At 69.1% G+C, this 26604-nt stretch carries 30 protein-coding genes and 3 pseudogenes; 17 read left to right on the plus strand and 16 right to left on the minus strand.

The genetic code is table 11. The features are described 5' to 3' along the window. The first annotated feature begins 34 nt into the window (after positions 1 to 34). Positions 35 to 1255 (plus strand): DUF2336 domain-containing protein, encoded by a 1221-nt coding sequence (locus tag BSP_RS05845; protein ID WP_152949616.1) that lies wholly within the window; start codon positions 35 to 37, stop codon positions 1253 to 1255. Between the two features lie 149 nt (positions 1256 to 1404). Further along, positions 1405 to 1833, plus strand: coding sequence for a MucR family transcriptional regulator (locus BSP_RS05850; RefSeq protein ID WP_054764874.1), 429 nt, complete (start codon positions 1405 to 1407; stop codon positions 1831 to 1833). A gap of 111 nt (positions 1834 to 1944) precedes the next feature. Here BSP_RS05850 and BSP_RS05855 read toward each other — a convergent pair whose 3' ends face one another. From BSP_RS05855 to BSP_RS05885, 7 genes are all read right to left on the minus strand, one after another. Next, positions 1945 to 3063 (minus strand): DUF2336 domain-containing protein, encoded by a 1119-nt coding sequence (locus BSP_RS05855; RefSeq protein WP_152949617.1) that lies wholly within the window; start codon positions 3061 to 3063, stop codon positions 1945 to 1947. Then, positions 3060 to 3956 carry a hypothetical protein gene (locus BSP_RS05860; protein WP_152949618.1) on the minus strand — a complete coding sequence of 299 codons (897 nt, stop codon included), beginning with the start codon at positions 3954 to 3956 and terminating at the stop codon, positions 3060 to 3062. Before BSP_RS05860 ends, BSP_RS05855 begins: the two co-directional genes overlap by 4 nt. 59 nt (positions 3957 to 4015) lie before the next feature. Then, a complete protein-coding gene (locus tag BSP_RS05865) occupies positions 4016 to 4786 on the minus strand; it encodes an ABC transporter permease (RefSeq protein WP_054764877.1) in 771 nt (256 codons plus the stop codon). After that, positions 4783 to 5553: an ABC transporter ATP-binding protein gene (locus BSP_RS05870; protein ID WP_152949619.1), complete on the minus strand. Its 771-nt coding sequence runs from the start codon at positions 5551 to 5553 to the stop codon at positions 4783 to 4785. Before BSP_RS05870 ends, BSP_RS05865 begins: the two co-directional genes overlap by 4 nt. Continuing rightward, positions 5546 to 6589, minus strand: a complete 1044-nt coding sequence (locus tag BSP_RS05875) for an ABC transporter substrate-binding protein (protein WP_054764879.1) — start codon at positions 6587 to 6589, stop codon at positions 5546 to 5548. Before BSP_RS05875 ends, BSP_RS05870 begins: the two co-directional genes overlap by 8 nt. Positions 6590 to 7219: 630 nt before the next feature. Beyond that, complete coding sequence (locus tag BSP_RS05880) at positions 7220 to 8200, minus strand: sensor histidine kinase (RefSeq protein ID WP_054764880.1); 981 nt, start codon at positions 8198 to 8200, stop codon at positions 7220 to 7222. Positions 8201 to 8296: 96 nt separating this feature from the next. After that, positions 8297 to 9271, minus strand: coding sequence for an alpha/beta hydrolase (locus BSP_RS05885; protein ID WP_054766846.1), 975 nt, complete (start codon positions 9269 to 9271; stop codon positions 8297 to 8299). A 91-nt stretch (positions 9272 to 9362) separates the two neighbouring features. Here BSP_RS05885 and BSP_RS05890 point away from each other — a divergent pair, with 91 nt between their 5' ends. Further along, on the plus strand, positions 9363 to 9545 hold the full coding sequence (locus BSP_RS05890; RefSeq protein WP_054764881.1) for a hypothetical protein: 183 nt from the start codon (positions 9363 to 9365) through the stop codon (positions 9543 to 9545). On the opposite strand, the gene BSP_RS05895 is transcribed toward BSP_RS05890, so the two are convergent. The 4 genes and pseudogenes from BSP_RS05895 to BSP_RS16590 form a co-directional block, all read right to left on the minus strand. Further along, positions 9542 to 10351: a hypothetical protein gene (locus BSP_RS05895; protein ID WP_054764882.1), complete on the minus strand. Its 810-nt coding sequence runs from the start codon at positions 10349 to 10351 to the stop codon at positions 9542 to 9544. The two genes, BSP_RS05890 and BSP_RS05895, sit on opposite strands and share 4 nt — an antisense overlap. Beyond that, positions 10348 to 10569 carry a hypothetical protein gene (locus BSP_RS05900; protein WP_054764883.1) on the minus strand — a complete coding sequence of 74 codons (222 nt, stop codon included), beginning with the start codon at positions 10567 to 10569 and terminating at the stop codon, positions 10348 to 10350. Before BSP_RS05900 ends, BSP_RS05895 begins: the two co-directional genes overlap by 4 nt. Positions 10570 to 10637: 68 nt before the next feature. Beyond that, positions 10638 to 11573, minus strand: a pseudogene (locus tag BSP_RS16585) (ATP-binding cassette domain-containing protein); the annotation flags it as partial. Between the two features lie 111 nt (positions 11574 to 11684). Beyond that, positions 11685 to 12557, minus strand: a pseudogene (locus tag BSP_RS16590) (ATP-binding cassette domain-containing protein); the annotation flags it as partial. Between the two features lie 150 nt (positions 12558 to 12707). Here BSP_RS16590 and BSP_RS05915 point away from each other — a divergent pair. The 4 genes from BSP_RS05915 to BSP_RS05930 all read left to right on the plus strand — a co-directional run bounded on the left by BSP_RS05915 (position 12708) and on the right by BSP_RS05930 (position 15268). Beyond that, positions 12708 to 13286, plus strand: coding sequence for a TetR/AcrR family transcriptional regulator (locus BSP_RS05915; RefSeq protein WP_152949620.1), 579 nt, complete (start codon positions 12708 to 12710; stop codon positions 13284 to 13286). Next, on the plus strand, positions 13283 to 13621 hold the full coding sequence (locus tag BSP_RS05920) for a multidrug efflux SMR transporter (RefSeq protein ID WP_054764885.1): 339 nt from the start codon (positions 13283 to 13285) through the stop codon (positions 13619 to 13621). Before BSP_RS05915 ends, BSP_RS05920 begins: the two co-directional genes overlap by 4 nt. Before the next feature lie 100 nt (positions 13622 to 13721). Further along, complete coding sequence (locus BSP_RS05925) at positions 13722 to 14768, plus strand: methyl-accepting chemotaxis protein (protein WP_152949621.1); 1047 nt, start codon at positions 13722 to 13724, stop codon at positions 14766 to 14768. Between the two features lie 32 nt (positions 14769 to 14800). Next, positions 14801 to 15268, plus strand: coding sequence for a YcgN family cysteine cluster protein (locus BSP_RS05930; protein WP_152949622.1), 468 nt, complete (start codon positions 14801 to 14803; stop codon positions 15266 to 15268). A gap of 46 nt (positions 15269 to 15314) precedes the next feature. Here the strand turns inward: BSP_RS05930 and BSP_RS16595 are convergent. From BSP_RS16595 to BSP_RS05940, 3 genes and pseudogenes are all read right to left on the minus strand, one after another. After that, positions 15315 to 15497, minus strand: a pseudogene (locus BSP_RS16595) (hypothetical protein); the annotation flags it as partial. 100 nt (positions 15498 to 15597) lie between these two features. Beyond that, a complete protein-coding gene (locus tag BSP_RS05935) occupies positions 15598 to 17853 on the minus strand; it encodes a TonB-dependent receptor (protein ID WP_152949623.1) in 2256 nt (751 codons plus the stop codon). Positions 17854 to 17970: 117 nt separating this feature from the next. Then, a complete protein-coding gene (locus tag BSP_RS05940; protein WP_152949624.1) occupies positions 17971 to 18372 on the minus strand; it encodes an IS5 family transposase in 402 nt (133 codons plus the stop codon). 357 nt (positions 18373 to 18729) lie between these two features. Between BSP_RS05940 and BSP_RS05945 the strand changes: the two genes are divergently transcribed. Both BSP_RS05945 and BSP_RS05950 read left to right on the plus strand, forming a co-directional pair. After that, complete coding sequence (locus BSP_RS05945; RefSeq protein WP_152949625.1) at positions 18730 to 19158, plus strand: hypothetical protein; 429 nt, start codon at positions 18730 to 18732, stop codon at positions 19156 to 19158. Beyond that, positions 19085 to 20299 (plus strand): DNA-packaging protein, encoded by a 1215-nt coding sequence (locus BSP_RS05950; RefSeq protein WP_152949626.1) that lies wholly within the window; start codon positions 19085 to 19087, stop codon positions 20297 to 20299. The genes BSP_RS05945 and BSP_RS05950 overlap by 74 nt, the downstream gene beginning before the upstream one ends. Before the next feature lie 106 nt (positions 20300 to 20405). Here BSP_RS05950 and BSP_RS05955 read toward each other — a convergent pair whose 3' ends face one another. Next, positions 20406 to 20672 (minus strand): type II toxin-antitoxin system Phd/YefM family antitoxin, encoded by a 267-nt coding sequence (locus BSP_RS05955; protein WP_054764891.1) that lies wholly within the window; start codon positions 20670 to 20672, stop codon positions 20406 to 20408. Between the two features lie 104 nt (positions 20673 to 20776). On the opposite strand from BSP_RS05955, the gene BSP_RS05960 reads away from it, so the two are divergent. Genes BSP_RS05960 through BSP_RS05970 form a run of 3 tightly spaced genes read left to right on the plus strand, consistent with a single transcriptional unit; the run spans position 20777 to position 22729 of the window. Beyond that, on the plus strand, positions 20777 to 21931 hold the full coding sequence (locus BSP_RS05960; protein ID WP_227976056.1) for a phage portal protein: 1155 nt from the start codon (positions 20777 to 20779) through the stop codon (positions 21929 to 21931). A 49-nt stretch (positions 21932 to 21980) separates the two neighbouring features. Next, positions 21981 to 22217: a hypothetical protein gene (locus BSP_RS05965; protein ID WP_152949628.1), complete on the plus strand. Its 237-nt coding sequence runs from the start codon at positions 21981 to 21983 to the stop codon at positions 22215 to 22217. Further along, positions 22214 to 22729, plus strand: a complete 516-nt coding sequence (locus tag BSP_RS05970; protein ID WP_370513379.1) for an HK97 family phage prohead protease — start codon at positions 22214 to 22216, stop codon at positions 22727 to 22729. Before BSP_RS05965 ends, BSP_RS05970 begins: the two co-directional genes overlap by 4 nt. Before the next feature lie 200 nt (positions 22730 to 22929). Here the strand turns inward: BSP_RS05970 and BSP_RS05975 are convergent, their stop codons facing one another. Further along, on the minus strand, positions 22930 to 23307 hold the full coding sequence (locus BSP_RS05975; protein WP_152949629.1) for a hypothetical protein: 378 nt from the start codon (positions 23305 to 23307) through the stop codon (positions 22930 to 22932). 125 nt (positions 23308 to 23432) lie between these two features. Between BSP_RS05975 and BSP_RS05980 the strand changes: the two genes are divergently transcribed. The 5 genes from BSP_RS05980 (at position 23433) to BSP_RS06000 (ending at position 26291) form a co-directional block, all read left to right on the plus strand. After that, positions 23433 to 24659, plus strand: a complete 1227-nt coding sequence (locus BSP_RS05980) for a phage major capsid protein (protein WP_152949630.1) — start codon at positions 23433 to 23435, stop codon at positions 24657 to 24659. Between the two features lie 143 nt (positions 24660 to 24802). After that, on the plus strand, positions 24803 to 25066 hold the full coding sequence (locus tag BSP_RS05985; protein WP_152949631.1) for a head-tail connector protein: 264 nt from the start codon (positions 24803 to 24805) through the stop codon (positions 25064 to 25066). Then, entirely contained in the window at positions 25033 to 25359 is a 327-nt protein-coding gene (locus BSP_RS05990) for a phage head-tail adapter protein (protein WP_227976057.1), read from the plus strand. The genes BSP_RS05985 and BSP_RS05990 overlap by 34 nt, the downstream gene beginning before the upstream one ends. Beyond that, the gene (locus tag BSP_RS05995) at positions 25356 to 25766 is read left to right on the plus strand and encodes a DUF3168 domain-containing protein (RefSeq protein WP_152949632.1); all 411 of its coding nucleotides are present in this window, start codon (positions 25356 to 25358) and stop codon (positions 25764 to 25766) included. The genes BSP_RS05990 and BSP_RS05995 overlap by 4 nt, the downstream gene beginning before the upstream one ends. A gap of 114 nt (positions 25767 to 25880) precedes the next feature. Then, the gene (locus BSP_RS06000) at positions 25881 to 26291 is read left to right on the plus strand and encodes a phage major tail protein, TP901-1 family (RefSeq protein ID WP_054764899.1); all 411 of its coding nucleotides are present in this window, start codon (positions 25881 to 25883) and stop codon (positions 26289 to 26291) included. Positions 26292 to 26604 lie beyond the last annotated feature (313 nt).

Below are 26604 nucleotides of genomic sequence, written 5' to 3' on the forward strand. Positions count from 1 at the left end.
TTCGGCTTAACCCGCCAGGTTTTAGGGTGGCGCCATGAGCCAGCCGCCAACCTTGATCGAGGAAGAGGAGGCCGGGCCGCCGCCGTTGAGGGCGCGCCGGGCCCTGCTGAAACGGCTGGCCGACGTGGTCTCCCTGCCCGCCAGCCGGATCAACGCCTTCGAACGGTCGGTGGTCGGGGACCTGCTGGTCGACATGCTGCGCCTCGCCTCGCCGGAGGAGCGTCGCCGGGTGGCGGGGCGGCTGGCCGCCCTGGCCGAACTGCCCGACGCCCTGGCCCGGCTGCTGCTGCGCGACGAGATCGAGATCGCCCAGGTGCTGATCGAACAGTGCGCCGCCCTCAGCGACGCCGACCTCGTCGCCTGCGCCCGCGACGCGGGTTCCGAGCACCGGCGCGTCATGGCCGCGCGGCGCGGCCTGTCGGAGATCGTCTGCGAGACCCTGGTCGGTTTCGGCGAGCCGGAGGTGATCGAGACCTTGCTGCGCAACTCGACCGCCCGCCTGTCCCAGGCCGGGATCGAGACGGTGGTGGCCCTCAGCCGGACCCACCCGGGCCTGTGCGGCGGCCTGCTGAAACGGCCGGAGCTGCGGCCGTCGGGGGCCTATGTGATGTTCTGGTGGTGCGGCGCCGATGATCGGCGCACCATCCTCCAGCGCTTCGGCGTCTCGCGCGACGTCATGCAGGAGGTCGCTGAGGACGTCTTTCCCATGGCGGCGAGCGAGGGCTGGGCCGATCCGGTCGCGCGCAAGGCCCTGCAGTTCATCGAACGGCGCCAGCGCAACCGCGCCGCTATCGAAAAGAGCCCCTTCGACAGTCTGGAACAGGCGGTCGCCACGGCCGCCCGCGACGGCCTGTCGCGCGAGATCGCCAGTGAAATCGCCTATCTGTCCGGGATCAAACCCCTGACGGGGGCCAAGATCCTGGGCGACGCGGGGGGCGAACCCCTGGCCATATTGTGTAAGGCGACCGGTCTGTCCAAGACCGACGTCCACAACTTGTGGAGATCCATGCGTCGCCCCGAGGTTCAGCCTGACGGCTCGGTTCATCCCGACTGGGAGAGGGTTCAGATCACCTATGACCTGCTGGCGGTTGATCGGGCCCAGACGGTATTGCGTTACTGGAACTGGTCGCTGTCATCGGCCCTGACACCGGCGCTGTTGCAGGCTATTCGCGCCGGGGATGATGAACAGGTGGATGAATATTCAGCCCCGGAACGAGCGGCGATGCTGGCCTTGGCCGAAGACTTCGGCCGCTGATCCCTGTCAGCTTTCCGCGAAGCTTTTCCGCCGAAAATCGGCGTTTCCTTCTGCGATTGCTTTTGCCGACCAATAACTCTATGAGACTGGTGTGAAAACGCGGCTGGCGTTTCAGTCGAGTTGAATAGAATCAGAAAGCGACGCAAGGCATGGAAGAAAAGCCCGAACTGCTCGAGATGACCGCCGACATCGTATCGGCCTATGTCGGCAACAACACCGTCACGGCTGAGGCCCTTCCGGCGTTGATCGCTAATATTCACGCCGCCTTGTCGGGTGTTTCGAGCGGTCCGGTCGAGGCCGAGCCGGAACCCAAGGAACCGGCGGTGCCGATTCGCAAGTCGATCAACCCCGATTTCCTGATCTGCCTGGAAGACGGCCGCAAGTTCAAGTCGCTGAAGCGCCATCTGCGCACCAAATACGACATGAGCCCGGAAGAATACCGCGCCAAGTGGAACCTGCCGAAGGATTATCCCATGGTCGCGCCGAACTACGCCAAGGCGCGTTCCGAACTGGCCAAGCAGATGGGCCTGGGCCAGGGCGGCCGTAAGCCGGCCCGCGCGCCGCGCGCCAAGAAGTAAGCCCGGACTGATCGGTATAGAACGCCCGCCTCCTTCCAGAGGCGGGCGTTTTTGTTTGGACGAGGCGCATCTCTCCCTCCCGGCAGGGAAAGGGAGAGCGACCTGTCGGAATCAGGCCGCCTGGGCGACGCGGCGCATGCGCCAGAAGCGCAGGGTGCGCCCGGCGGCCTCCGTGGTCAGTTCGCCGTACATCCGGCCATAGGCGGCGGCCTTGCCCATCGGGTTGGAATCCGCGCCCAGCAGCGACACCGCATAGGTCAGGAAGATGGCCCGGTCGATGTCGGCCGCCTTGCAGACCACGGCCAGGGCGTCCAGGTCGCGGCGATCGACGATGCCGCGCGCGGTGTGGAAGTCGATGTCGGCCAGGCGCGACAGGGCGACCAGGAAAGGGGTCCGGCCCTTGGACCGCAGGAAACGGATCAGCACCTGGGGCGTCAGCTGGCCGGCTGCATGCAGTTCTTCGACATAGGCCTGGCTCTCGGCGTAGTCGGGGGGCAGGGCGCCGTCGCTGGTGGCGACGCGGGTGCGCCCGGCCGCCAGGGCCGCCTCCAGCAGGGCCGGGTCCAGGCTGGCGTTCTGCTCCAGGATCTGGTGGCGCAGCCGGGCCTCCACGACGAAATACATTTCGTTCAGCAGGTCGATCGGCAGGCCCTTGCGCTCGACTGCGGGGGCGTGAAGCGCCGGATTGACCTTGGCCCGCTCGACCGCCGTCTCGGAGGCGGCGCGCGACAGCCGGGCGCCGTCGTTGCGCAACAGGGCGCCCAGGGTGTGGTCGTCGCCGCGCGCCACGATGATTTCGGACACCGCCTCGGGCACCTCGACCCGGCCGGATACGGCCCGCAGATGGTCCTGGCCGTGTTTGGAGACCACGCCGATCAGATCGGCGTCGGTCAGGACGGTGGAGCCGCGCAGCACCGGCTCGGCCACCTCGATCGCATCATGGGCCAGCCGTTTGATCAGGCTGTGGGGCGCATCGGGCGCGACGGCGAACCGCGCGGCCAGCTCGGCCCGAACCGCGACCTCCATGTCTTCGCACAGGGTTTCCAGCACGGCGCCGTAGAGGTCGGTCTCGGCCGCGCTGTGCTCGACGTCGCCGAAGAACTGGTCGGTCAGTTCGCGCAGCAGCAGGCGGCGCTTCTCGCTGGACGCCTCTTCCGCAAGGGCGATCAGCTGGGGCAGGCGCGAGGCCTTGATCGCCTCGGCGTCTTCGGGGGGCAGGGCTTCGCTCATGAGCGTTCGTCCACGGCGTCGGACCCGCCCGCCGACGGCGGGGCGGCTCGCACCGAGCCGTCGCGATTGCGGATCAAGGCCGGCGGGCCGTCGGGCTGAGCCAGGTCCGCCGAGGACGGCGTCTGGCTCATCTCGACCGGCAGGGCGTCCAGATAGACCGGTTGCGCTTGGGGGATGGGGTCGGGACGATGACCCGCCTGGCGATGGACGGAATAGAAGCGAGCCCCCTGGGGAGCGGCCGAGGGGACAGAGGCGAGCGGCGACGCCTCGGCCTGAACGGCGGCCGTCTGAACCGGCGGCGTCGCGGCCGGGGCGGCGGCGGCCATGCCTGTCTGCGTCAGGCGGAAGATCGGGGCGTCGCGGCGAGGCGCCATGGGATCGCCGGGGGCGTCGGCCTGGGGCGTTGGTTGGAGCGCGTTCTGGGGGGCTGGCGCGCTCCGGTCCGCAGCGGCCTGGACGACTGGGGCCTTGACGACCGGGGGCTGGACGACTGGGGCTTGAACAGGTTCCGGCTGCGCAGAAGCGACTTGAACGGGAGCGGGCTGGGGCGTCGTCGCCTCATAGGGGCGGGGCTGCGACACCGGCTGGGACGCGACGGCGGGCGAGAGCCAGTCGCTGGCGGGGGTCAGGCCCCGCCGGGCAGCGACGGCCGTGGAGGCTGGGGCGTCCAGCCGGGCCAGGGGAAGCGCGGCAAGAGTCGCGCGCGGAGCGGTCGTCTGAGCGGACGAGGCGCGGGCGGGGACGCGGGCGTCGGGGCCGCGGGCGACCGGCGGCTTGCCGGGCCAGGACAGATAGCGCAGCCCCTCGGACGTCGTGGCGACCTGGGCCGCAGCCGCGCCCGCGCCCATAAGGGCCGCGAACAGGACGCTGGACAGGAGCAGGACAGGGCGCAAGGAACGGCCTCGGGCGAATGACATCGGGCAAGCCTAGGCGGCCATCGCTTAATCCGCCGCTAACGGCGGACCCGGATTCGCACCGTCACGATTCGCTCGACCAATCCCACGGCCGCGTTCAGCGCCAGGCCCAGCAGGGTCAGGCACAGAACCCCGGCCAGCATTTCGGCGGTTCTCAGCCGGTTTCCCGCCTCCAGCAGCCGCCAAGCCAAGCCTTGCGTCGCGCCCGAGCCCGAGACGAACTCGGCCACCACGGCGCCGATGACAGCGAGGCCCGCCGCGACCCGCAAACCTTCCAGCGCAAAGGGCAGGGCCGAGGGCAGGCGCAGCCGCCACAGCCGCTGCAGGGGCGTGGCGCCATAGAGGTCGAACAGCCGCTCCAGATCCGGATCGGCCGACTTCAGCCCCGTCAGGACGCCCGAGAACAGGGGAAAGAAGGCGACCAGGGCGGCCAGGGCGACCACCGCCCGGTCGGCGTGGTCCAGCCCGGCCCAGATCAGGACCAGGGGGGCGACGGCCACCACCGGCGTGACCTGAAGCGCCACCGCCAGGGGCCGCACCGCCCGCTCGGCCGAGGCGTGCAGCGACACCATAAGCGCCAGGCCGCCCCCGACCAAGCCCGCGACGATCAGGGCCTGGACCGCCATGACGAAGGTGATCCAGGCGGAGGCGGCCAGACGCGGCCCCGCCTCGATCAGGGCGGCGGCCACGGCGCTGGGCGGCGGCAGGAAATAGGGCGGCAGGTCCAGAAGACGGCAGGCCCCCTCCCAGGCCGCCAGCAGGACGACGCCCAGCAGCAGGGGCGGGATCAGCTCGGCCGACCGCCTCACGCCGCAGTCTCCGCCGTCTGAGACGTCATCGCCGCCTCCAGGGCCTCGGCCGTCGTCTCCACGGCCTGACGATAGGCGGGATCGGCGCGCCAGCGGACGGGGCGCGGCGGGGCGCCCGGCGTGGGCAGATCGGCGACGGGCCGGCCGGTCGCCGCCTCCAGCACCACGATCCGCTGCGCCAGATAGACGGCCTCCTCGACGTCATGGGTGACGAAGACGACGGCGGGACGGGGATCGGCCGCGGCCCACAGGGCGTGCAGATCCTCGATCAGACGGCGGCGGGTGACGCTGTCCAGGGCGGCGAAGGGCTCGTCCAGCAGCAGAAGCTCGGGCCCCGTCACCAGGGCGCGGGCCAGGGCGACGCGCATGGCCATGCCGCCCGACAGTTCCGACGGCCGGGCGTCCAGCCGGTCGCCCAGACCCACGGCGCTCAGGGCGGCGGCCGCCCGCTCGCGCGCCTCGGCGCGGGGTCGTCCCGCCAGCTCCAGCGGCAGGGCGACATTGGCCCGGGCGTCGGACCAGGGCGTCAGGGTCGGGCTCTGCAAGACGAAGCCGGTGCGGCCCGGTCCGACGGCGCGCGTGACGGTTCCGGCGCTGGGCGACTGGAGCCCGGCCAGCAGGCGCAAGGTCGTGGACTTGCCCGCGCCCGAGGCGCCGACCAGGGCCACGATCTCGCCCCGCGCCACGGTCAGGTCCAGCGGCCCGAGCGGCGCGCGCCCGGCCAGATCGACCGTCGCCCCGCGCAGGGCGGCGATGGGCTCAGCCACGGCCCGGCAGATAGTTGTCGGTGAAGGCCTCGCGCCAGTTCAGGCCCGGATCGAAGACGCCCGCCTGACTGGTCACGTCGAAGAAGGCCTGCCAGCGGTCGGGGGTCATGGCCCCCAGGCCGTAGAGGGCGGCGTCGCCCCCGTCGACGATGGCGTTGTCGCGCAGCTTCTGCCGGGCCTGGTCCAGGATGGCCTGGGTCATCTCCGGATTGTCCTTGCGGATCAGGGCGTCGCCCGGCGCCGGGTCGCCCCGCAGATAGTCGCGCCACCCCTCCGCCGAGGCGGCGATGAAGCTGCGCAGGGCCGTGGCGTTGTCTCGCGCAAAGGCGTTGGGGGCCAGGACCATGGCGGCGTAGGAGGGATAGCCCTCGTCGGCCAGCAGGAAGACCTTGGGCTCGAAACCCGCCTCCTGTTCGATGGTGTAGGGTTCGCTGGTCAGATAGCCCTGCTGCACCGCCCGCTCGTCGGCCAGGAAAGGCGCCAGGTTGAAGGTGTATTTGCGGACCTGATCGTCGGTGAAGCCGTATTTGGCCTTCAGCCAGACCCAGAAGGCGTTGATCGAGGCGTCGGCCAGGAGGAAGGGCCGGCCCTTCAGATCGGCAATGGTCTCAAGCGCCGGATCGGGGTGGGCGATCAGGACCTGGGGGTCCTTCTGGAAGAAGGCGGCGACGGCCTTAACGGGCGCCCCGGCCGCGACCAGATTCATCGGGATGAAGCTGTTGGACCCCATGCCCAGTTCGACGGCGCCGGAGGCCAGCAGCTGGGGCACGTTCACGCCCGGTCCGCCCTGGACGATCTGGACGTTCAGCCCGCGCTTCTCATAGGCGCCGGTCGCCAGGGCCTGATAGAAGCCGCCCTGTTCGGCCTGGGCGCGCCAGTCGGTGGCGAAGCGCAGCCGCACCCGGCCCTGTTCGTCCACCGGCGCCTCGGACCGGCCGCAGCCCCTCAAGCCCAGGGCCGCCCCCGCGACCACGGCCGCCCCGCCCGCGAGCAGGGCGCGGCGACGGCTCAGCAGGCGATTCCCACGCTGGATCATGGCCCTGCTTTACGAGGGGAAGGCGGCCTTGGGAAGGCGGGGGAGCGATGAAGCCGTATCCGACGGCGGCGACCGCGCAGCGCTCCAATTGAGCGAGGGGACGAAGCGTGCGGGGGAGCCCGTGTGCTTCGTCCCCTCGCCAAGTCCGGGTTGGACTTGGCCGGGCGGGTTCGGACCTCGGCCTGGGCGTCGTCGGGGCGGGAGCCCGCGAAGACGGTCGGCTGTATCCTGTCGCGCTCCTGGTCTCAGGCGTCCCGCGGATTGCGTCCGCGTCGTCCGTCGATCCCGATCCGGTTCTCCCTGCGTCCGCCGGTCTTGAAAGACCGTCGAAGGCCGGAAGCCTGGATCCCGCCTGACGCCCGTTACGATCCTGAAGATCGCCCGTTACGCCGGGTCGGAGAGCCGGGCCGGTCCGCTTGAAGCCGGGGTCTCCCCCGTTTTCCGCGCCGCCGTGTCCCTCGGCCTGTTGACGTTCTCGCGAAAGCCGGTATGAGGCAAGCGCCCGAACTCGCCCCCATGTGCATGACCGGCCCGGCGGCGGTGGACAAGCCTGTGAATATCGGTGGACGGATCAAATTCGCTTTTGCGGATCAGGGCTTTGGGCTGTCCACAGAAACGGCGGCCGGTCGATCAGTGATCGGCGGGACGCGGATAGGTCAGGCGGCACAGGGCGCCGGGCGCGCCGTCGACCAGACTGAACCGACCGCGCAGCTGTTCGGCCAGGCCCAGAACGATCCGCAGGCCCAGGCTGCGGCTCTGGCCGGGGTCGAAGGCGGGCGGCGGGCCGGCGCCGTCGTCGCGCACCTCCAGCCGGCGTTCGCCGTCCACCTCGTAGAGACGGATGTCAATCCGGCCGGGGCGGCCGGGGAAGGCGTGCTCCAGGGCGTTGTTGACGCATTCCAGCAGGATCAGGGCGACCGGCGTCGCCTCTTCCGCCGTCAGGGCGTGGCAGGCGCGCTCGACCTCGATCGTCACATCCGTGCGGCCCGTGGCCTCCAGGGCGTCGGCGACGAGGCGGCGGGCCAGGTCGTCGAAGGGGGCGGCGGCGCCGTCGGCGTCCAGCAGGCTGCGCTGCACCTTGGCGATCAGGGCCGTGCGGGCCGCAGCCTCCGACAGGACGCGCCGGGCCGTCTCGTCCCGGGTCATGCCCGCCTCCAGCCGCAGCAGGCTGGAGACCACCTGGATGTTGTTGGACACCCGGTGCTGGACCTCCTTCAGCAACAGGTCGCGGCTCTCGGCCAGGGCGGCGTTGCGCGCCACCTCGCGCTTCAGACTGTCGGTCGCCGCATTCATGCCGACGATGAAGAAGATGTCGACCGCCACCACGAAGACGTAGAAGGCCAGGGCCAGGCCGGTCGCTGCGCTCCAGTCGAACCCCGGCGCCCCGATCCAGAACCACCAGGCGCTGAGGCCCGACAGGACGGCGGTCAGAACCGCCGGCCCCAGTCCGCAGAAATAGGCGATCACCACCACGGCCGGGAAGAAGGTCAGATAGGGGAAGCCCGGCGGGAACCAGTCGGCCAGGGCCATGCGCACACCCAGCGCGGTCAGCCAGGCGCAGACCGCCAGGCCGTAGCCATAGAGGGGACGGCGAAACAGGACCGGGTTCAAAGCCTCACTTCTCCCCGATTCCCGCGTCCGGATCGCGCGGTGGTGACGCTTCGTGAGGTAAGGGAAATCCCTCAGTCCCACAATCGGGAATTTTCCTTATGACTTCAGGCGCCTGTTGAGCCAGTGACGGACGGCCGCCCGCGCCCCGCGCGCGGCTGGGCCGCCGAAATGCAGGAAGCCGTGCGGCGCCTCGGGGACGCGGATCAGATCGGCCTCGGCCGCCTCGCCCCAGCGCGTCGCCATCAGCAGACTGTCTTCGAACAGGGGGTCGTATTCGCCCGCCAGGAACAGGGCCGGCGGCAGGCCGGTCAGGTCGGCGTAGAGGGGCGAGACGTCGGGCCGACGCAAGGCTTCCTCGTCCCGATCGGGCGCCAGCCGCGCCAGATCCGCCTGCATGGTCGGTCCGTTGAACAGCAGGGTCTCGGGCCCGGCCGAGCGGACGCCCTCGGTTCCCGACAGGTCGAAGACCCCATAGGTGAAGACGCAGCCTTTGACCTTGTCGATCAGGCCCTGGTCGCGCAGGGCGACGGCGGTCAGGGCCGCCAGATGGCCGCCGGCGGATTCCCCGGTCAGAAAGACGGTCGCGGCGCCCAGATCGTCGACATGGGTCACGGTCCAGTGGGCGGCGGCCAGGCAGTCGGCGATGGCGGCGTCGATATAGACGCCGCGCCGTTCGGACAGCAGGCGGTAATCGACCGAGACGACACAGAAGCCGTGGCGCGCCAGATGGGCGTTCAGCCGGTCGTTCAGCCCGGCGCTGCCCAGAACCCAGCCGCCGCCGTGAATGTCCAGCACCACGGCGCGGGGCGGACCTTCGGGCCGCAGGATGCGCAAGGGAACGGGCGTCTCGCCGTCGGTCTGGCGGATTTCGACGGTGACGCCGCGCTTGCGCAGGCGGGGAACGGTGACGGCCCCGGCGGCCGCGTCCAACCACAGGGACAGGCGCTGGCCCGCCTCGATCCGCCAGGGGTCGGTCCGCAGACGCGGGGCGCGGGCCAGGACGGCGTTGATCCGCCGCACCGCCGCCTGCTGGGCCGGGGGAAAGTCGACGACATGGGTGGAAAGGGTCATGAGGCTGGAGTGGGTAAGGGCGGCTTTGGTTTCAAGGGCGGAGGTTCGGAAGGTCTCGTCAGCCGAAAGAAACCCGGCTAACGTCCGCCCCATGAAGAAGCTCACCCCCTTCGGCGTTCTGCTGATCTTCGGCCTGATCGGCCTGCTCACCGACAAGTTCGGCCTGTGGTTCGCCTTCGGCCTGGTCGCCTTCATCGTGGTCGGGGTGATGCAGAACCGGGGCCAGGGCAAGACGCCGCCCCAGGATCAGGACGGCGGACCTGCGCAGGGCTAGACGACCGTTCCGTCCGCCGGACGAGGACTGGGCTTGCGCTGAAAGACGACCTGAAGCGCCACATTCTTGATCTGCGACCGTTCGATCAGCAGCAGGGGAATGGGCGCCGCGCGGGCCATCACCCTGTGACTGAGGCTGGTCTTTGTGGGCTCCAGCCGGAAGGCTTGGCAGTTCTTCAGGGTCAGGGCGACGATCTGCTTGTCGGTGTCGAGAGACAGGCTCGCGACCTCGCCCTCATAGCCGACCCAGCCGTTCTCGGTCTCCATGTCGGTCACCACATAGGCGGCCAGATGCTTGTCGTAGGCGGCTTCGGGACTGAGCTGAACCAGGGTCGAAGCCCAGCCGCCGTACAGAAATCGGAACAGGGGGACCGCAGGCTGGGGCGGCTCAAGCCGAGCCCGAGCGATGCTGGTCCGCTCCGCGCCGCCGATCGCCCACCGCATGACCAGATAGGCGCCGATCGAAAGGACCAGGAGGACGAACAGCAGCGACCAGACCTCAAGGCCGAGGAAGGGGTCGGTCTTGGGCGGGGCGGCCAGGAAATAGGCGTAAGGATTGGGGTTCCACGGCGGACGCAAGGCCGGAAGGGAGTAGGCGACGCCGTCCCCCAGGACGAAGACGAAGGCCGCCGCCGCATGGGCCGTCAGGGCGCCGAAGATGACGATGGACAGGGCGGTGAAGGAGTTGGGGGCAGGTGGGGCGGGCGCCACCACCTTGCCGCCGCCCGAGGTGTAGAGGGCGGCGAACACCGCCAGACCTGGAGCCAGGATGAACAGCGCCCAGGCGACCCCGAGCGTGACGGTCAAACGGCGCGCGCCGGGGTCTTGGCCTGCATCTTGGCCTGAGCCTGGGCGGGCGCCTCGGCCTGAGCGGTGGTCGCGACAGAGGGCGGCGCGGGCAGGATGACGACGCCGTCGTCGCGACGCTCGCCCTTGGCGATGGCGGCCGACCAGCTGCCGTACTGTTCGACGATCCTGCGACCGGCGCGCAGGGTCTCTTCAGAAGCGATCTGCATCGTCGACATGGAGTCTCCTTCAGGGCTTCACCCTAGCATGAGATTGGGTTTGGCGCATCCGATTCAAGCGGCGCCCCTCACCCAGCCAGGGCCGCCTTCTTCTCTTCCAGCTCCAGCCATTCCATCTCGGCGGATTCCAGCTCGGCGCGGGCCTTTTCGGCGGCCTTCATGGCGGCGTCGAAGGCCTTGGGGTCGCGGGCGTAGAGGTCGGGGTCCGACAGGGCGGCGTCGTGGCGGGCGATGGTCGCGGGCAGGGTTTCGATCAGCTTTTCCAGCTCTTCCAGACGGCGGGCGTCCTTGTAGGAGAGTTTGGCGGTCTTCTTTTGAGGGGCGGGGACGGCCCGAGCCCCCTCCACCGCCTTCGGCGGTCCCCCTCCCCCAACGGGGGCAGGATTAAGAAATCCCGGATTCTGGCGCAGGAAGTCGGTCCAGCCGCCGGGGGTCTCGACGATGTCGCCGCGGCCGTTCAGGGCCAGGGTCGAGGTCGCCAGCCGGTCGATGAAGTCGCGGTCGTGGGAGACCAGGATCAGGGTGCCGTCATAGCCCTCCAGCAGCTCTTCGAGCTTGTCGAGCGTGTCCATGTCCAGGTCGTTGGTCGGTTCGTCGAGGACCAGCAGATTGGCGGGCTTGGCGAGGGCGCGGGCCAGGAGGAGGCGGTTGCGTTCGCCGCCCGACAGGGTCGAAATCGGCTGACGCAGCTGGGCCTCGGAGAAGAGGAACTCCTTGGCGTAGGCGGCGACGTGTTTGGACACGCCGCGCACGATGATGCTGTCCCCCCCGCCGGGCGTCAGGGCGTCCCACAGGGTCATGTCGGACTTCAGCCCCTCGCGCGACTGATCCAGATAGACGGGCTCCAGATTGGCGCCCAGGCGGACCGTGCCTTCGTCAGGGGGCAGTTCGCCCAGCAGGGTCTTGACCAGGGTGGTCTTGCCCGCGCCGTTGGGGCCGACGATGCCCAGGCGATCGCCGCGCATGATGCGGGTGGTCAGGTTTTTGAACAGGGTGCGGCGGGCAGGAAGTGGCGAGTGGCGAGTGGCGAGTGGCGAGAGCGACGGGTCCTGCTCGGCGGTCGGGGCGGCGGAGCCGTCGCTCGCCACGCGCGACTCGCCACTCGCCACTGTGTCGAACCCCTTCGACACCCCCTTGATCTCGGCGACCAGCTTGCCCGAGGTCGCGCCGGAATCGACGCCCAGGGACAGTTCGCGCGGGACGTCCTTCATCTTCTCGGCCCGTTCGGCGCGCATGGCCTGGAGGGCGCGGGCGCGGCCCTCGTTGCGGCTGCGGCGGGCGGTGATGGAGCGGTAGAAGGTCTCGGTCTCGCGCTCGATGGTCTTGGTCAGGCGACGCAGGGATTCCGACTCCTCCTCCAGCGTCTTGGCGGCCCAGTCGTCGAACTCGACGAAGCCCTTGTTCAGGGTGCGGACGCGGCGGCCCTCCAGCCAGTGAACGGTGTCGGTGACCCGGTTCAGGAAGGCGCGGTCGTGGCTGACGACCAGAAGGGCGAACCGGGCCGAGATCAGCTCGGTCTCCAGAAGCTCGATGGCGAGGATGTCGAGGTGGTTGGTCGGCTCGTCCAGCAGGAGCAGATCGGGCTCCTCGGCGAAGGCCTTGGCGAGCGCCGCCCGGCGGGTTTCGCCGCCCGACAGCCCTTGGGTGGACTTGGCCGGGTCCAGGCCGAAGGTGGTCAGCCAGGCCTCGGCGGTCCAGGGCTCGGCCTCGCCGGACGAGGCGTAGTCCAGCAAGGTTTCGCCGGTGATGATCGGCTCCTGCGGCACATAGGCGAAACGGGTGGCGGACTGGACCGAGCGGTCGCCGCTGTCGGGCTCGATCAGCCCCATGACCACCTTCATCAGGGTGGACTTGCCCGCCCCGTTGCGGCCCACCAGGGCGGCGCGGCTGCGGGGTTCGACCGCCAGATCGACGCCGTCGAACAGGGGGCGGGGGCCGTCCTGAAGGCGGACGTCCTTGAGCGCGACGAGAGGGGGTCTGGCGGCCATCTGACTTTCGATCCTCCCTGGGGAGGCTGTACGGGCGGGGAAGGGGCGGGAAGGGCGTTGATCTAAGGGCTGGAGGGCCGAGACGCCACCGGAAAGATCGTCCATCGGCACCCAGCTTGACAGTTACCGTCCGGCCGGTATGTAGCGTTTATGGACACCCCCTCCCGCCGCCGCGCGCCCGATCAGACCCGCGCCGAAATCATCGACAAGGCCCTGGAGGTCGCCGCCGAACTGGGGGCGACGGGCTTTACTCTCGATGCGGTGGCGGCGCGCACCCGCGTCAGCAAGGGCGCCCTGCTGCACCACTTTCCCAGCAAGACCGCCCTGTTGGAGGGGATGATCGATCATCTGGGGGCCATGCATGTGGAGAGCGTCCTGGCCGAGGCGGCGCGCGATCCGGAGCCCTACGGCCGCAACGCCCGCGCCTATCTGAGGGTGACGGTCAATGAGCCGGTGACCTTGCAGGACGTCAGCATCGGGCGGGTGGTCCTGGCCGCCTTCGCCCTCGATCCCAGCCTGGTGCTGCGCTGGAAGGCCTGGATGGAGCGGATCAAGACAGACGATCCCGATGATCCCGTCGGCGCCGACGACGCCCTTATGCTGCGGCTGATCGCCGACGGCCTGTGGATGTCGGACCTGTTCGGCCTGCATCAGGTCTCGGACGAGCAGCGCAAGGCCCTGCTGTCCCTGCTGACGCCGGGCCATACGATCACGGCCAACGAGCCGTGAGCCCCGTCACCTGGGCCGCCCTCCTGGCCGCCATCGCCTGCGAAGTGGCGGGCACCAGCCTGCTTCAGGCCTCGCAGCAGTTCACCCGGCCCTGGCCGACGGCCGGAACGGCGGTCTGCTACGGCCTGGCCTTCTATCTGCTGTCGGTGGCCCTGAAGCAGATGCCGGTGGGGATCGCCTATGCGATCTGGAGCGGCCTGGGGGTGGTGGCGATCTCGGTGATCGGGGCCGTGGCCTTTCGCCAGAGGCTGGACGCGCCCGCGATGCTCGGCTTGGCGCTGATCGTCGGCGGGGTGGTGGTGATCCAGCTGTTTTCAAAGAGCATGGCTCACTGAGCCGTGGTTATCTGGCGTTAAGTTTTATCGTCCTAGCCTTCGCGCTTGCCTCGGTTCGCCCGCCTCCCCTTGTGGCGCGCCGGGCGGGACGGGGGTCTCCATGAGTGAAGCGGACGCGGGCGTCAGGCCTGAGCGTATTCTCGAGCTGTCTGAGCGGCTGAACGCCGTGGCGGGCGAGAAGATCGGCGAGATCGCCTCGGTCAATCGGGCCTCCAAGATGCTGGTGGTCAACGCCCAGGTGGTGGCCGCCCGCAGCGGCGAGGCCGGGCGCAGCTTCATGGTGGTGGCCGAGGAGTTCAAGCGCATCTCGGGCCAGATCGACGACATCGCCGGCGCCCTGGAGCAGCAGGTGCGGGGCGACCTGAGCGAGCTGTCGGCCATCGGCGGGGCGATCCTGGGCCAGCTGCGGGGCCAGAGGCTGGCGGACCTGGCGCTGAACGCCATCGAGATCATCGACCGGAACCTTTATGAGCGGACCTGCGACGTGCGCTGGTGGGCGACCGACAGCGCCGTGGTGGATTGCGTCGCCCAGCCGGACGCCGCCAAGGCCGAACACGCCAGCCGCCGGTTGAAGGTCATTCTGGACGCCTACACCGTCTATCTGGACCTGTGGATTTGCGACAGGAACGGGACCATCGTCGCCAACGGCCGGCCCGACCGCTATCCGGTCCGGGGGCGGTCGGCGCGGGAGATGACCTGGTTCCGCGACGCCCTGGCGACCCGATCGGGCGAGGATTTCGCCGTGGCGGACGTCGCCCGGCTGGAGCCGTTGAACGGGGCGCCGACGGCGACCTACGCCACCGCCATCCGCCAGGGCGGCCTGGCGAACGGGGCGGTGATCGGGGTTCTGGGCGTCCATTTCGACTGGCAGGCCCAGGCCCAGACGGTGGTGGACGGGGTGCGGCTGACGCCCGACGAAAAGGCCCGGACGCGGGTGCTGCTGCTGGACCAGAAGCACCGCGTCCTGGCGGCCTCGGACGGGGTCGGGGTGCTGAGCGAGACGGTCAAGCTGGACGTCGCGGGCGGCGTCATGGGCAGCTACGCCAAGGGGTACCGGACCGTCGGCTACGCCCGCACGCCGGGCTATGAGACCTATCAGGGTCTGGGGTGGTATGGATGCCTGGTCCAGGACGCGGCCGCCATCTGATGGCCGCATCCGTCGATTAGGCGCCCCGTCCGATGATGCCCGCTTCCCCCCGACCCTATTGGGAAACCAAGACCTTGGCCGAGATGACCCCGGCCGAGTGGGAGGGGCTGTGCGACGGCTGCGGCCTGTGCTGCGTCATCCGGTTCGAGGACGAGGACACGGGCGAGGTGATCCCGACACGGGTCCACTGCCGGCTGTTCGATCCGAACGCCTGCGCCTGTTCGGACTATGCGAACCGCAAGGCCCATGTGCCGGACTGCATCAAGCTGACGCCGCACAATATCGAGGCGCTGGAGTGGATGCCCCTGTCCTGCGCCTATCGCCGGCTGCACGAGGGGCGGCCGCTGGCGGCCTGGCATCCGCTGGTCTCGGGCGATCCCGAGACGGTGCATACGGCCGGGGTCTCGGTCCGGGGGCAGACGATCTCGGAACTGGCCCTGGCCGAGCCGGAAGACGCCCTGGACTTCGAGGCGCCCGAATGGATGGTCGAGCGGGGGTGACGGTGGCGACGCCTCTGGCTTCCAGGTCGGCCAGGATGAAGTCGGCGTCGTAGCCCTTGTCGGCGAGCAGGACGCAAGGGTCGGGACCGGGTTGGTCCATCACCGGCGCATAGCCCTTCACATCCGAGACCTGACCGCCGCTCAGACAAACCGCGACAGGGAGGCACTGAGTGGCCGCCGATCCCGCCTCGGTCCCGTCTCGATCACGAACGGCTCGAAGAAGGCCCATTCCTCGTCCGTCATCAAACCCCGAACCAACGCCGCTCTCCGCAAAGAACAGCCTTGAATCAGCAATCAGAGAATCTGGGAATCCACTTTGTCCGCACCGCCTAGTTTCCGTAGTCGAAGCGATCCTCCAGGCTACCGGTGCGCCTCCCGAAGGCGTAGGACAGGGAGAGCGTGAAGCGTCTGGCGTCGTAGCGGCGGTCGATGTCCTGATCGAAGGTTTCGCCGCGCACCCTCTCTCGTCTTGGGGCGCTGTCGAAGAGGTCTGACACCGTGGCCGTGAGAAATAGGCTGTCGGCAAGTTTTCGTCGGTAGCCGAGGTTGACGACACTGAACGCCTCGCGTCGTCTTTGCTGGCTCAGATCTTCACCGAGCTGAACGGCGTTTATCTGAACGAAATCGTGGTCGGTGATCTTCCAGTTGACGTTGGCTTGAGACGAGGGCGTCCAAGCGCTGCGGCGGTAAGAGCCTGCCCCCTCCGCGCCGCTGACCTCATTCCAAGCAAACCGGCCGGTCAACTTGTAGGTGATCGTCGATCCGACCGAGCCGCTCGCCACAAGCTCTAGGCCGGCTGTTCGAAACTCGCCGATGTTGGCGCGCCGGTCGAGGATCGCACCGTCGGCCCGCAAAGTGCTGAGCGTGCCGATCCGGTTCGACGTGGAACGATAGTAGCCGGTGGCTAAATAGTTGCGTCCTGAAGCTTCATGTTCAAGCTCCAGTTCATAGGCGCTGGTCTTTTCGGGCTTCAGATCACGTCGGCCGCTGAAATAGGACAAGGGGCCAGAATATTTAACGGTCTCGTCGAGATCATTCGCTCTTAGACGATCGACTCGTCTCGTAAAGCTGCCGCCGATGATCCAATCCTGAGCGACCGTGTAGCGAACATGGCCCGTCGGATAAATCTCGAAATCACGTGTGCGCTGAGCGTTCCCGCCTTGTCGCGTCACCCAGTCGGCGACTTCCAGCCGAACGCCCGGCAGAACCTCCAGTTCGCCAAATCGAGTTTTGTAGGTTGTATAGAGGGAGGCGACGCTGCGATCGTAGCCAAACGGATTGTCTCTCGCGCGGCCGGCAGCTCCAGGCGTCTGCCCCTCGGCGTAGCCTACGTCGGCCTCCTGCCGCTCCAGATCGGACCCGACGATCAGTTCCCCGCCCGGCCTGGCCTCGATCTTGTATTCCGCCTTAAACGTCACCGTTTGCAGCTCGAGCGAACGAAGGGCGGCCTGTCGCCGGTTCCTGGTGGGCTCGTCCCAATAGTCGATGACGTCGTCCTGGGCTTCGTCCTCGGTCTGACGAGACACGCGCAGGCGAGCCAAAGCATAGCTGTCCGTCCCCGAAAGCGTACGCTTCAGCATCAAGCCGCCGGAGACCAGGTCGGCGTCGCTGCGCCCATGGCTGGTGCTCTCAAAGGCCGGTTCGGCGCCGCTCGTCCGGGCGGACGAGTCGAAGACCGCGCGGCGGTCCTGGCGCTGGTCCAGGCCGAAATAGTCCAGATCGAGCGTGAGCTTGCTCTTGGGGTCAAGCTGCCATCCCACGGTCGATGACGCATTGCTTTCCGTCTTGCGAAGCTGCGTCCGGCTCTCAAGACGGTCTTGATCGATCGCGTCGGCGGGCTGGATGAAGCGCCGGGTCGTAGTGTCGTCGATCACAAGGGGAATTCGTCTGGCGCCGGCGGACCCATTGAACGACAGCGGTCCATGATTGGCCGAGTGGCTGACGCTGAAGTTCCCTGCGCTGCGACTGCCGCCGCCGACAGTGATATTGGTCGTCGGCTGCGACTGTCCGTCCTTCCGGGAAATCAGATTGATGATTCCCGCCTGACCCTCCGGGCTGAACGCCGCCGAAGGATTGGTCATGACCTCGACCCGGCTGAACTGCGCGGCACGTAGCTGTTGAACCCCCGCCGCCTGATTGGCTCCGTTGACCTGAGGCGCAGGCTCCCCGTCAATCAGAATCGTGACCCCCGACGCCCCCCGCAATTTGACGGAGCCGTCGGGATCGACGCTGACGGAAGGCACGCCGCTCAGGACGTCGGCGAGCGAACCGGATTGATACTGAAGATCGTTCTTTATGTCGTAGCTGCGACGATCGACCGAGCCCCTGACCCGCGCATTGCCCACCACTGTCACGGTCTCGACCTCGGTCGGGCCTTGGCTCTGCGGTCCCGCCGGCGGGGCGCCAGGGGCCGCCTGAGTGGCAGCCAAGACAGAGGAGCCCGGCGCAGACAGCGCAACGACCGATGCGCCTATCCGCGCCGCCGCTGAAAGATCGATCCACCTTGGATGGCGGCAGGGCGTCTCGAACCCCGTCGCGCGGCTGCGGATTCTTTGAAAATGACGGCGCGTACGATGGAACGTCAAGCCTGCCCCCCTGACGATAATCTCTCGTCAAACAACCTAGACGCAACACGCCTTGCGAACGAATTAGCGTTTGTTAATTCTAAATTCTATTCTAGGCGGTGTGGAAAAGTGTCTGATTCATAGGCGGATTGAAGCGACGAGGACGAAGCCGAGGAAGCTGTCTGCGGTCTTGTCGTATCGAGTGGCCAGTCTGCGGTTGTGTTTCAGCTTCGAGAAGCATCGCTCGACGTGGTTCCTCAGGCCATAGATATGGCCGTCGATGACGGGCTGGACCTTGCGGTTCCGCCTGGCGGGGATGACGGTGGCGACGTCTCTGGCTTCCAGGTCGGCCAGGATGAAGTCGGCGTCGTAGCCCTTGTCGGCGAGCAGGACGCAAGGGTCGGGACCGGGTTGGTCAATCACCGGCGCATAGCCCTTCACATCCGAGGCCTGACCGCCGCTCAGACAAACCGCGACGGGGAGGCCCTGAGCGTTGCAGCGGAGATGGATCTCAGTCGAGACAGGTCGTCTCCAGAGCATCAAAGCATCAGGGGTTCCGTACTCTGCGGCTTGCCTCCAGCAGTTGAAACGGCACCTATAGCCCCCAGATTGGGCGCGTCCCCGCTCTGTTCAGGCATCGGGCTTTGAGACCACTCCGCTTGACGGCGTGGCGGGCTTCAGGAGGCGATGACAAGCTGCTGAAGCCGTCGAATTCCGGGGCGCATCCTTATGGGTGCGCCCTTTGTCATTTTTGGGCCTACCGCGCTTGGAGCCGTTGTCGGATGCATGGCTTCAAGCCGTAGGGCGACGCTGCTTGAAATCCCGTTCTTCCAAACCATTACGCCTTTCCAAGCGCGAACTTCCGGCCTGGGGACGCTGGTGCGCTAGGGTTTGGGCATGACGGGAGAAAGCGAAGAGAGCGAGGCGGGCGGCGACTGGCTGGCGCCGCTGTTCGAGCAGTTGAAGGGGGCGGTTCAGCGCGCCGCCGCCGTGCTGGCCAAGGACGATCCCGAGGAAAAGGCGGATGCGGAGACGCTGGCGCGGCGCGCCGGCGTGGTGGCGCGCGCCGCCCTGGCGGTCGATGCGATCCGCCGCCGCATGGAGGCTGAGCGCAGGGCCGAAAAAGACAGCGAAGAGGACGAAATGGGTGGGCGAACCGACAGACCCGAGGAGGACGAGCGGCTGCGACGCCGGCTCACCCTCCATTCCGAGCGTTTGGACCGCATTCTGGAGACGAAAGGCGCCCGACCAAATGGACGCGCGCGAACTGAGGCGGATGGTGCGGGCGACGGGGCTGCATCCTCACCAATGCCCGCCCCTGGATGAGCCCTGGCGGACCTGGCTGCTGCTGGGCGGGCGCGGGTCGGGCAAGACCTTCGCCGGGGCGGTGTGGATGGATGTGGCGGCGCGGTTCAGGCCCGGCGCGGTGATCGCCCTGGTCGGTCCGGCCCTGCACGACGTGCGCGAGGTGATGGTCGAGGGGGAGGCGGGCATCAAGGCCCTAGCCGAGCCGGGCGACCGGCCCCGCTGGGAGGCCGGACGGCGAAGGCTGGTGTGGGCCAACGGCTCGACCGCCTACGCCTTTTCCGCCGAGGACCCGGACAGTCTGCGCGGACCCCAGTTCCACGCCGCCTGGGCCGATGAGTTCTGCACCTGGCGCAAGCCCGAGGCGGTCCTGTCGAACCTGAGGTTCGGCCTGCGGCTGGGGCCCGATCCCCGGCTGGCGGTGACGACCACGCCCCGGCCCATTCCGGCCCTGCGGCGGCTGATGGCCGAGCCGGGGACGGTGACGGACCGGGCGGCGACGGCGGACAACGCCGAGAACCTGTCGCCGGGCTATGTCGATCATCTGACCGACCTTTACGGCGGGACGCGGCTGGCGGCTCAGGAGCTGGAGGGACAGGTGGTGGAGGGCGAGGGCGCCCTGTTCCGCATCGCGGATCTGAAACAGGCGCGGGGAAGCCGGCCGGCCGAGCTGGACCGGGTGATCGTGGCGGTCGATCCGCCCGCCAGCGCCCACGGCGACGCCTGCGGCATAGTGGTGGTGGGACGGCGCGAACGGCGGGCCTTCGTCCTGGCCGACCGGACGGTGCGGGGCCTGTCGCCCGGCGGCTGGGCCGCCGCCGTCTGTCGCGCCGCGCGGGATTTCGACGCCCAGGAGGTGGCGGCCGAGGCCAATCAGGGCGGGGAGATGGTGCGAAGCGTCCTGGGCCAGGCGGACTGTCCGGCCCCGGTTGCCCTGGTCCACGCCCGCCGCTCCAAGGCCGCCCGGGCCGAGCCGGTGGCCCTGTTGTACGAACAGGGGCGGGTCGTCCACTGCGGCGACTTTCCCGCCCTGGAGGAGGAGATGCTGGCCTTGGGCTGCGAGGGCGGACCCAGCCCCGACCGGGCCGACGCCCTGGTCTGGGGCGTGTCGCGGCTGATGCTGGAGCCGCAGGGCGAGGGGCCGTGGATCAGAAGACTATGACGCCGGAGGTTTGGGGATATTGGGCTGCGGCCCGCGCCAGGGCGGTGTCGGCGCTGATCAAGGGAACGCCCAGGAGCAGGGCCTGAGTGTCGAGCAGGACCGCCATTCAGCGGTAGAAATGATCTTCGTCTTCCGAACGAGCCAAACGCTCCATCTCGGGGTCCGGCTGAAGGAAGAGGGTTGCTTCTTCATCCGTCAGCGGCCCCAGGTGGGCCAGGGCGCCGATGCGGAGGCTGGGGCGAGCTTTGGCCGCGCGGATGACGGCGACGGCGTGGCCGTCGCGGGACAGGACGATTTCCTCGCCCTGTTCGGCCTGGGCGGCGAGTTCGGCCAGGGTGGCCTGAGACCGGGCGATGTCGACGTGGATCGTCATGGGCCGAGACTAGCACGGGCGGGGCGGAGGCGAAACGGCGGCGCCGAGCGCCGGCCGCCGCCTCCGCTGCGGCGAGACATATTCAGGAGAGTGCGATGGGTGGGATGCGGTGGCCGTTCGGCCGGGGCGGGCGTGCGCCCGATCCGGGCGCGCCGGAGGCGAAGACCAGTCGGACGGCGGTGCTGCTGTCGGGCGTCGGGCGGGCGCGGTGGACGGGCAATGACTACGCCGGCCTGGCGCGCGAAGGCTATCAGAAGAACGCCGTGGCCTATCGCTGCATCCGCATGATTGCGGAGGCGGCGGCCTCGGCGCCCTTTGCGGTCTTTGTGGACGGGGTGCGCGACGAGACCCATCCGCTGGCGCGGCTGATCCGCCGGCCCAATCCCGAACAGTCGGGGGCGGAGCTGATGGAGGCGGTTTACGGATCGCTTCAGGTCTCGGGCAACGCCTGGGTGGAAGCGGTGGGGGACGCGGTTCCCGAGGAGCTGTGGGCGCTCAGGTCGGACCGGGTCAAGGTGGTTCCCGGCCGGTCGGGCTGGCCCGAGGCGTGGGATTATTCCGTGGACGGACGGTCGATCCGGATCGGGCGGGCGGCTGACGGCTGGGCGCCGGTGATGCAGCTGAAGCTGTGGCATCCGCTGGACGACTGGTACGGCCTGTCGCCGCTGGAGGCGGCGGCGCAGGGGGTGGATGCGCACAATGCGGCCGGGGCCTGGAACAAGGCCCTGCTGGACAATGGGGCGCGGCCGTCCGGCGCCCTGATCTATGGGGCCAAGGGCGGCGAGCGGCTGACCGACGGCCAGTTCGAAGCGCTGAAGGCCCAACTGTCCAGCGCCTACGCCGGGGTGGAGAACGCCGGGCGGCCGATCCTGCTGGAGGGGGGAATGGACTGGAAGCCCCTGAGCCTGACCCCCGCCGAGATGGACTTCACCGCCGGGCGACATGCGGCGGCGCGCGAGATCGCCCTGGCCTTCGGGGTTCCGCCGCAGCTGCTGGGGATACCGGGGGACGCCACCTATTCCAACTATCGCGAGGCCAACACCGCCTTCTGGCGACAGACGGTCATACCCCTGGCGCGCAAGGCGGCGGGCGCGATGACCGGCTGGCTGGGCGGACGGTTCCCCGGCTGCGAGGTGCGGGCCGACCTGGAGGCCGTGCCGGCGCTGCAGCCCGAACGCGACGCCCTGTGGGCGCGGCTGGAGGCGGCAAGCTTCCTGACGGACGCGGAGCGGCGACGGATGGCGGGGGTGGAGGGATGAGGAAGGGGTGGCGAGTGTCGAGTGGCGAGTGGCGAGGGAGACGTGACGCATGAGCGACGACTCTCAGGTCCGGCGTGTGCCGACCGCCCTGGTGATCGCGGTGGTGGTGCAGACCATCGGCGGACTGGTCTGGGCGGGCGGGGCGGCGGCGCGGATCGCGACCCTGGAGCAGAGGGTCGGGGAACAGAGGCTGGTGGCCGAACGGCTGGCGCGGCTGGAGACCCAAGGCGAGGCGACGGCGGCGGCTGTCGAGCGGATCGAACGGCGGCTGGAGGGGCTTGGATGAGTGGCGAGCGGCGCGTGGTGAGTGGCGAGGCGAGCGAGGCGATTGGACGAAGGCAGGGGCGACTTCGCTCGCCCCTCGCCATTCGTCATGCGCCACTCCTGATTCAGGGCTACGCCTCCCTGTGGGGCGTGGCGGATCTGAACGGGGACGTGGTCCAGGCGGGGGCGTTCGCCGACAGTCTGGCCAAGACGGGCGCCGAAGGGGTGCGGATGCTGAACCAGCACGACGGCCGGGCGCCGGTCGGGGTCTGGGACGAGGTGCGCGAGGACGAGCGCGGCCTGTTCGTGCGCGGCCGGATCGAAGACTGGTCGCCCGAGGCCCGCTTCGCCGCCGCCCTGAGCCGGGCGGGGGCGATGGACGGCCTGTCGATCGGATACCGCACGGCGCGGGCGCGGCGTCAGGGACGTTTGAGGGTGCTGAGCGGGGTTGAGCTGTGGGAGGTGTCGCTGGTGACGTTTCCCATGTTGCCGGGGGCGCGGTTTAGCGTCGTGGGTGTGACGGGGCCGGGCTGATCGTGAATGATCATACTCTAAGACCGTCATCCTCGGGCTTGACCCGAGGATCGAGCGATCCGCCGCTTGAGCAAAGACGCGGGCGCAGAGCCTGGCCAGGGGCCGATCCTCGGGTCAAGCCCGAGGATGACGGGTCTGGCTGAGCGGTCTGGGCCGTGGGCGGATCGCGCCAGATGACCGCGATCCCGATTCTAGCGGCTTCAGCTTTTGGGCGTGGCGGCTTCGATATTGGCCTGGAGGGCCTGCATTTCGGCGGTGATCGCTTCCATTTCCGCCGTGCATTCGTCGGAGGAGATGGTGGCGGCGCGCGGGGACGCCTTGCCCTTGTCATAGGCCGCCAGGAGGAACTCGGAGGCCGCCTTCTTTTCCGGATCGGTCTCATTGGCCAGGGCGGCGCGGACCTGCTCGGCGACGCCCGGCGGGAACTGGCGTTCGCACGTGCCCAGGGTTTCGAACATGCGCGTCATGCCGGCGAAGACCTGATTCACCTGTTTCGCCTGTTCGGGCGGAAGGCCGGAGGTGTCCGGCGGCGTCTGAAGCGCCAGGGCGCCGGCGAAGGCGAGAACGAGACTGAACATGGGTGAAGCTCCTCCGTCACGCGGAGTAGCACGCTTTTCCAGGGACGACAGCCGTCCATCACAGGTTTCGGGCCACGCCCGGATCACGCGGCGCCGAAGAGGGGCGCCATCAAACCGGAGACATCATGAAAGAGACCAAACAGGCTTCGGGGCATCCCGAGGCGGACGCCGCCGTGCGCGAGATGATCGCGGCGTTCGAGGCGTTCAAAGGGGCGAACGACGCCCGGCTGGGCGAGATCGAGAAGAAGGCGGCGGCCGATGTGCTGCTGGAGGAGAAGGTGGCGCGGATCGATCAGGCGGTGGCGGCGGCGCAGGCGCGGCTGGATCGGGTGATGAGCCAGAACAGGCGTCCGGCGATCGGCGGGGAGCCGGTGGAGCCGACGTCGGCGCCGGAGGCGAAGGCGGCGTGGGACGGCTATCTGAAGACCGGCCAGTCTGGCGCCCTGGAGGTGAAGGCGGGACTTTCGACGGGGGCGACCTCGGGCGGCTATGTCGCGCCCTATGAGACCGAGCGGGCCATCGAGCGGCGGCTGATGGCGGCCTCGCCGATGCGCGAGATCGCGACGGTCAGGACGGTGGCGGCGGGCGTGTTCCGAAAGCCGGTCTCGACGGCGGGCGTGGCCTGCGGCTGGGCGGCCGAGACGGCGGCGCGGCCCGAGACCGATCCGGCGACCCTGGCCCTGCTGGAGTTCCCCTCGGCCGATCTGTACGCCAATCCGGCGGCGACCCAGGCCCTGCTGGACGACGCCATGGTCGATCTGGACGAATGGCTGGCGGCCGAGGTCGAGGACGCCTTCGCCGCCCAGGAAACCCAGGCCTTCGTGGCCGGCGACGGGGTGAACAAGCCCAAGGGCTTTCTGGCCTATCCGACCGTCGCCGACGCCGGGCAGCAGTGGGGCCAGATCGGTTATGTGGCCTCGGGCGCCGCAGGCGGGTTCGCGGCCGACAGTCCGACCGACCGGCTGATCGACCTGATCTATGCGCCCAAGGCCCAGTATCGGCCGAACGGCCGGTTCGTGATGAACAGGAAGACGGTCTCGGCCGTGCGCAAGTTCAAGGACGCCGACGGCAACTACATTTGGCAGCCGGCGACGCGGCTGGGCGAGACGGCGAGCCTGCTGGGCTATCCGGTCACTGAGATCGAGACCATGCCGGATGTGGCGGCGGGCAGTCTGTCCATCGCCTTCGGGGACTTCCAGCGGGGCTATCTGATCGTGGATCGGGCGGGGGTGCGGGTGCTGCGCGACCCCTATTCGGCCAAACCCTATGTGCTGTTCTACACGACCAAGCGCGTCGGCGGCGGGGTGCAGAACTTCGACGCGATCAAGGTGATGCGGTTCGCGGCGACGTAGTTGCGGCGTGACGAGCGGTCAGTGGCGAGGGGCGAGTGGTCGCTCGCCGCTGACGTATGAAACGGCGTTTGGGCTGAGTAGGGGTGGCCGTCTCGCCGCTCGCCACTCGTCACTCGCCACTTCCGAGCAAGGCGAGGTGAGACATGGCGCAGCCGGTGACGGTGGCGGAGGCGAAGCTGTTTTTGAGGGTCGAGCATGAGGCCGAGGACGGCCTGATCCAGACCCTGATTGGGGCGGCCCAGGCGCGGGTGGAGGCGGAGGTGGGGCTGAGCCTGACCTCGACCGCGCCGGCGGGGCTGAGGCTGGCGATCCTGATGCTGGTGCTGCGGGCCTATGAGCGGGGCGAGGCGGCGGCGGATCTGTCGATCGACGAATGGACCGCCCCCTATCGCACGGTGCGGCTGTGAGGGTTCTGGCGAGCCTGTTCCGGCCGGTGGAGGCCGAGACCCCCTATGGCGGGCGCAGCGTGGGTTTCGAACCCGTCGGCTCGGCCTGGCTGACCTGCGGGACGCGGCGGCGGATCGAACGGGGCGAGGGCGATCAGAGGCGCACGGTCGAGCGGCTGAGCGCCGAGGCGCGGGCCGACGCGCGGCTGGCGGTCGGGCGGGTGCTGCGGTTCGGCGGGGCCGACTGGGACGTCGTCGGCCTTGATCCTCTGCGGCCGGGGCGGCTGCGGCTGGAGCTGGAGCGGGTGCGATGAAGGATCATGAGAGCGCCCTGCAAAAGGCGGTGGTCGCGGCCCTGAAGGCGGATGCGGCGGTGTCGGCCCTGATCGGCGGGCGGGTGTTCGACCGGCCGCCGGAGGGGGCGGCCTGCCCCTATCTGGCGCTGGGCCGATGCGAGAGCCGGCCGCTGACGGCGGACGGGGGCGGGGTGGAGCAGAGGCTGACCCTGACCGGGGTGTCGCGCTTCCTCGGCGCGGAAGAGGCCAAGGCGATGGCGGCGGCGGTGCGGGCCTGTCTGCACGAGGCGGTGCTGGAGGCGGACGGGGTGCGGACCGCGACCCTGAGGGCGACCTTCGCCGACGTGTTCGGGGCGAGCGACGGGCGGCGGACCTATGCGGTGGTGCGGCTGAGGGCGGTGACCGAGGAAGTGGCGAGTGGTTAGTGGCGAGTGGCGAGCTGGATCGGGCGGGCGGAAGCAGCGGGGGGAGCCGTTGCGACGACCTTCCTCGCCACTCGTCACTCGCCACACGCCACTCAGGAGCAAAGCGAGGACAAGATGACCGCACAGGCGGGCAAGGACATGCTGCTGAAGATCGAGGGGGCGCCGGGCGTCTTCACGACGGTGGCGGGGTTGAGGGCGCGGACGATTTCGCTGAACGCGCGCACGGTGGACGCCACCGACGGCGACAGCGCCGGACGGTGGCGCGAACTGCTGGCCGGCGCCGGGGTCAAGTCGGCGGCGGTGTCGGGCCAGGGGATCTTCCGCGATGCGGCCTCGGACGCCCTGGTGCGGGAAGCCTTCTTCGATCAGGCGGCGAAGCGGTGGCGGCTGGTGGTGCCGGACTTCGGCGTGCTGGAGGGGCCGTTCCTGGTGGCGGCCCTGGAATACGCCGGGACGCATGAGGGGGAGGCGACCTTTGCGCTCAGCCTGGCCAGCGCGGGGGCGGTCGGGTTTTCGGCGGCGTGAGGCGCGCGCGTTAGTGCTAGTGCTAGTGCTAGTGAGCGGGCTTCGCCGGTGAGCGGAGAACGGCGGGGCGGCTGAGTAGGCGCTCGCTAGGTTCAATCGACATTCAGCTTACTGCGGTCAGGCCGCTCTTCCCGCGTCAGAGGGCCTTGATGCGGCGACCGGGTTCATCACAGCGATCACGGCGGATTCACAGCGGTCACGACGCCGTCGGAACGCGCCGTGTCCGCCGTGACCTCGTCGTGCACGTTGTGATGAACCCATCCTCAATCGGCGTTCCGCCGCCGGACGTTTTCCCTTCCGCTGACGCCGGAAG

The organism is Brevundimonas sp. Bb-A (assembly GCF_009394735.1).
Lineage (GTDB): Bacteria > Pseudomonadota > Alphaproteobacteria > Caulobacterales > Caulobacteraceae > Brevundimonas > Brevundimonas aurantiaca.

Excerpts from the sequence above, each read along its gene's own strand:
- BSP_RS05885 (WP_054766846.1), bottom strand. The coding sequence starts at position 9,271 with ATGACCCTTTCCACCCATGTCGTCGACTTTCCCCCGGCCCAGCAGGCG.
- BSP_RS05850 (WP_054764874.1), top strand. The coding sequence starts at position 1,405 with ATGGAAGAAAAGCCCGAACTGCTCGAGATGACCGCCGACATCGTATCG.
- BSP_RS05980 (WP_152949630.1), top strand. The coding sequence starts at position 23,433 with ATGAAAGAGACCAAACAGGCTTCGGGGCATCCCGAGGCGGACGCCGCC.
- BSP_RS05965 (WP_152949628.1), top strand. The coding sequence starts at position 21,981 with ATGAGCGACGACTCTCAGGTCCGGCGTGTGCCGACCGCCCTGGTGATC.
- BSP_RS05990 (WP_227976057.1), top strand. The coding sequence starts at position 25,033 with ATGGACCGCCCCCTATCGCACGGTGCGGCTGTGAGGGTTCTGGCGAGC.
- BSP_RS05845 (WP_152949616.1), top strand. The coding sequence starts at position 35 with ATGAGCCAGCCGCCAACCTTGATCGAGGAAGAGGAGGCCGGGCCGCCG.
- BSP_RS05985 (WP_152949631.1), top strand. The coding sequence starts at position 24,803 with ATGGCGCAGCCGGTGACGGTGGCGGAGGCGAAGCTGTTTTTGAGGGTC.
- BSP_RS05945 (WP_152949625.1), top strand. The coding sequence starts at position 18,730 with ATGACGGGAGAAAGCGAAGAGAGCGAGGCGGGCGGCGACTGGCTGGCG.
- BSP_RS05950 (WP_152949626.1), top strand. The coding sequence starts at position 19,085 with ATGGACGCGCGCGAACTGAGGCGGATGGTGCGGGCGACGGGGCTGCAT.
- BSP_RS05930 (WP_152949622.1), top strand. The coding sequence starts at position 14,801 with ATGATGCCCGCTTCCCCCCGACCCTATTGGGAAACCAAGACCTTGGCC.
- BSP_RS05875 (WP_054764879.1), bottom strand. The coding sequence starts at position 6,589 with ATGATCCAGCGTGGGAATCGCCTGCTGAGCCGTCGCCGCGCCCTGCTC.
- BSP_RS05955 (WP_054764891.1), bottom strand. The coding sequence starts at position 20,672 with ATGACGATCCACGTCGACATCGCCCGGTCTCAGGCCACCCTGGCCGAA.
- BSP_RS05925 (WP_152949621.1), top strand. The coding sequence starts at position 13,722 with ATGAGTGAAGCGGACGCGGGCGTCAGGCCTGAGCGTATTCTCGAGCTG.
- BSP_RS05855 (WP_152949617.1), bottom strand. The coding sequence starts at position 3,063 with ATGAGCGAAGCCCTGCCCCCCGAAGACGCCGAGGCGATCAAGGCCTCG.
- BSP_RS05915 (WP_152949620.1), top strand. The coding sequence starts at position 12,708 with ATGGACACCCCCTCCCGCCGCCGCGCGCCCGATCAGACCCGCGCCGAA.
- BSP_RS05975 (WP_152949629.1), bottom strand. The coding sequence starts at position 23,307 with ATGTTCAGTCTCGTTCTCGCCTTCGCCGGCGCCCTGGCGCTTCAGACG.
- BSP_RS05995 (WP_152949632.1), top strand. The coding sequence starts at position 25,356 with ATGAAGGATCATGAGAGCGCCCTGCAAAAGGCGGTGGTCGCGGCCCTG.
- BSP_RS05900 (WP_054764883.1), bottom strand. The coding sequence starts at position 10,569 with ATGTCGACGATGCAGATCGCTTCTGAAGAGACCCTGCGCGCCGGTCGC.
- BSP_RS05940 (WP_152949624.1), bottom strand. The coding sequence starts at position 18,372 with ATGCTCTGGAGACGACCTGTCTCGACTGAGATCCATCTCCGCTGCAAC.
- BSP_RS05890 (WP_054764881.1), top strand. The coding sequence starts at position 9,363 with ATGAAGAAGCTCACCCCCTTCGGCGTTCTGCTGATCTTCGGCCTGATC.
- BSP_RS05960 (WP_227976056.1), top strand. The coding sequence starts at position 20,777 with ATGCGGTGGCCGTTCGGCCGGGGCGGGCGTGCGCCCGATCCGGGCGCG.
- BSP_RS06000 (WP_054764899.1), top strand. The coding sequence starts at position 25,881 with ATGACCGCACAGGCGGGCAAGGACATGCTGCTGAAGATCGAGGGGGCG.
- BSP_RS05970 (WP_370513379.1), top strand. The coding sequence starts at position 22,214 with ATGAGTGGCGAGCGGCGCGTGGTGAGTGGCGAGGCGAGCGAGGCGATT.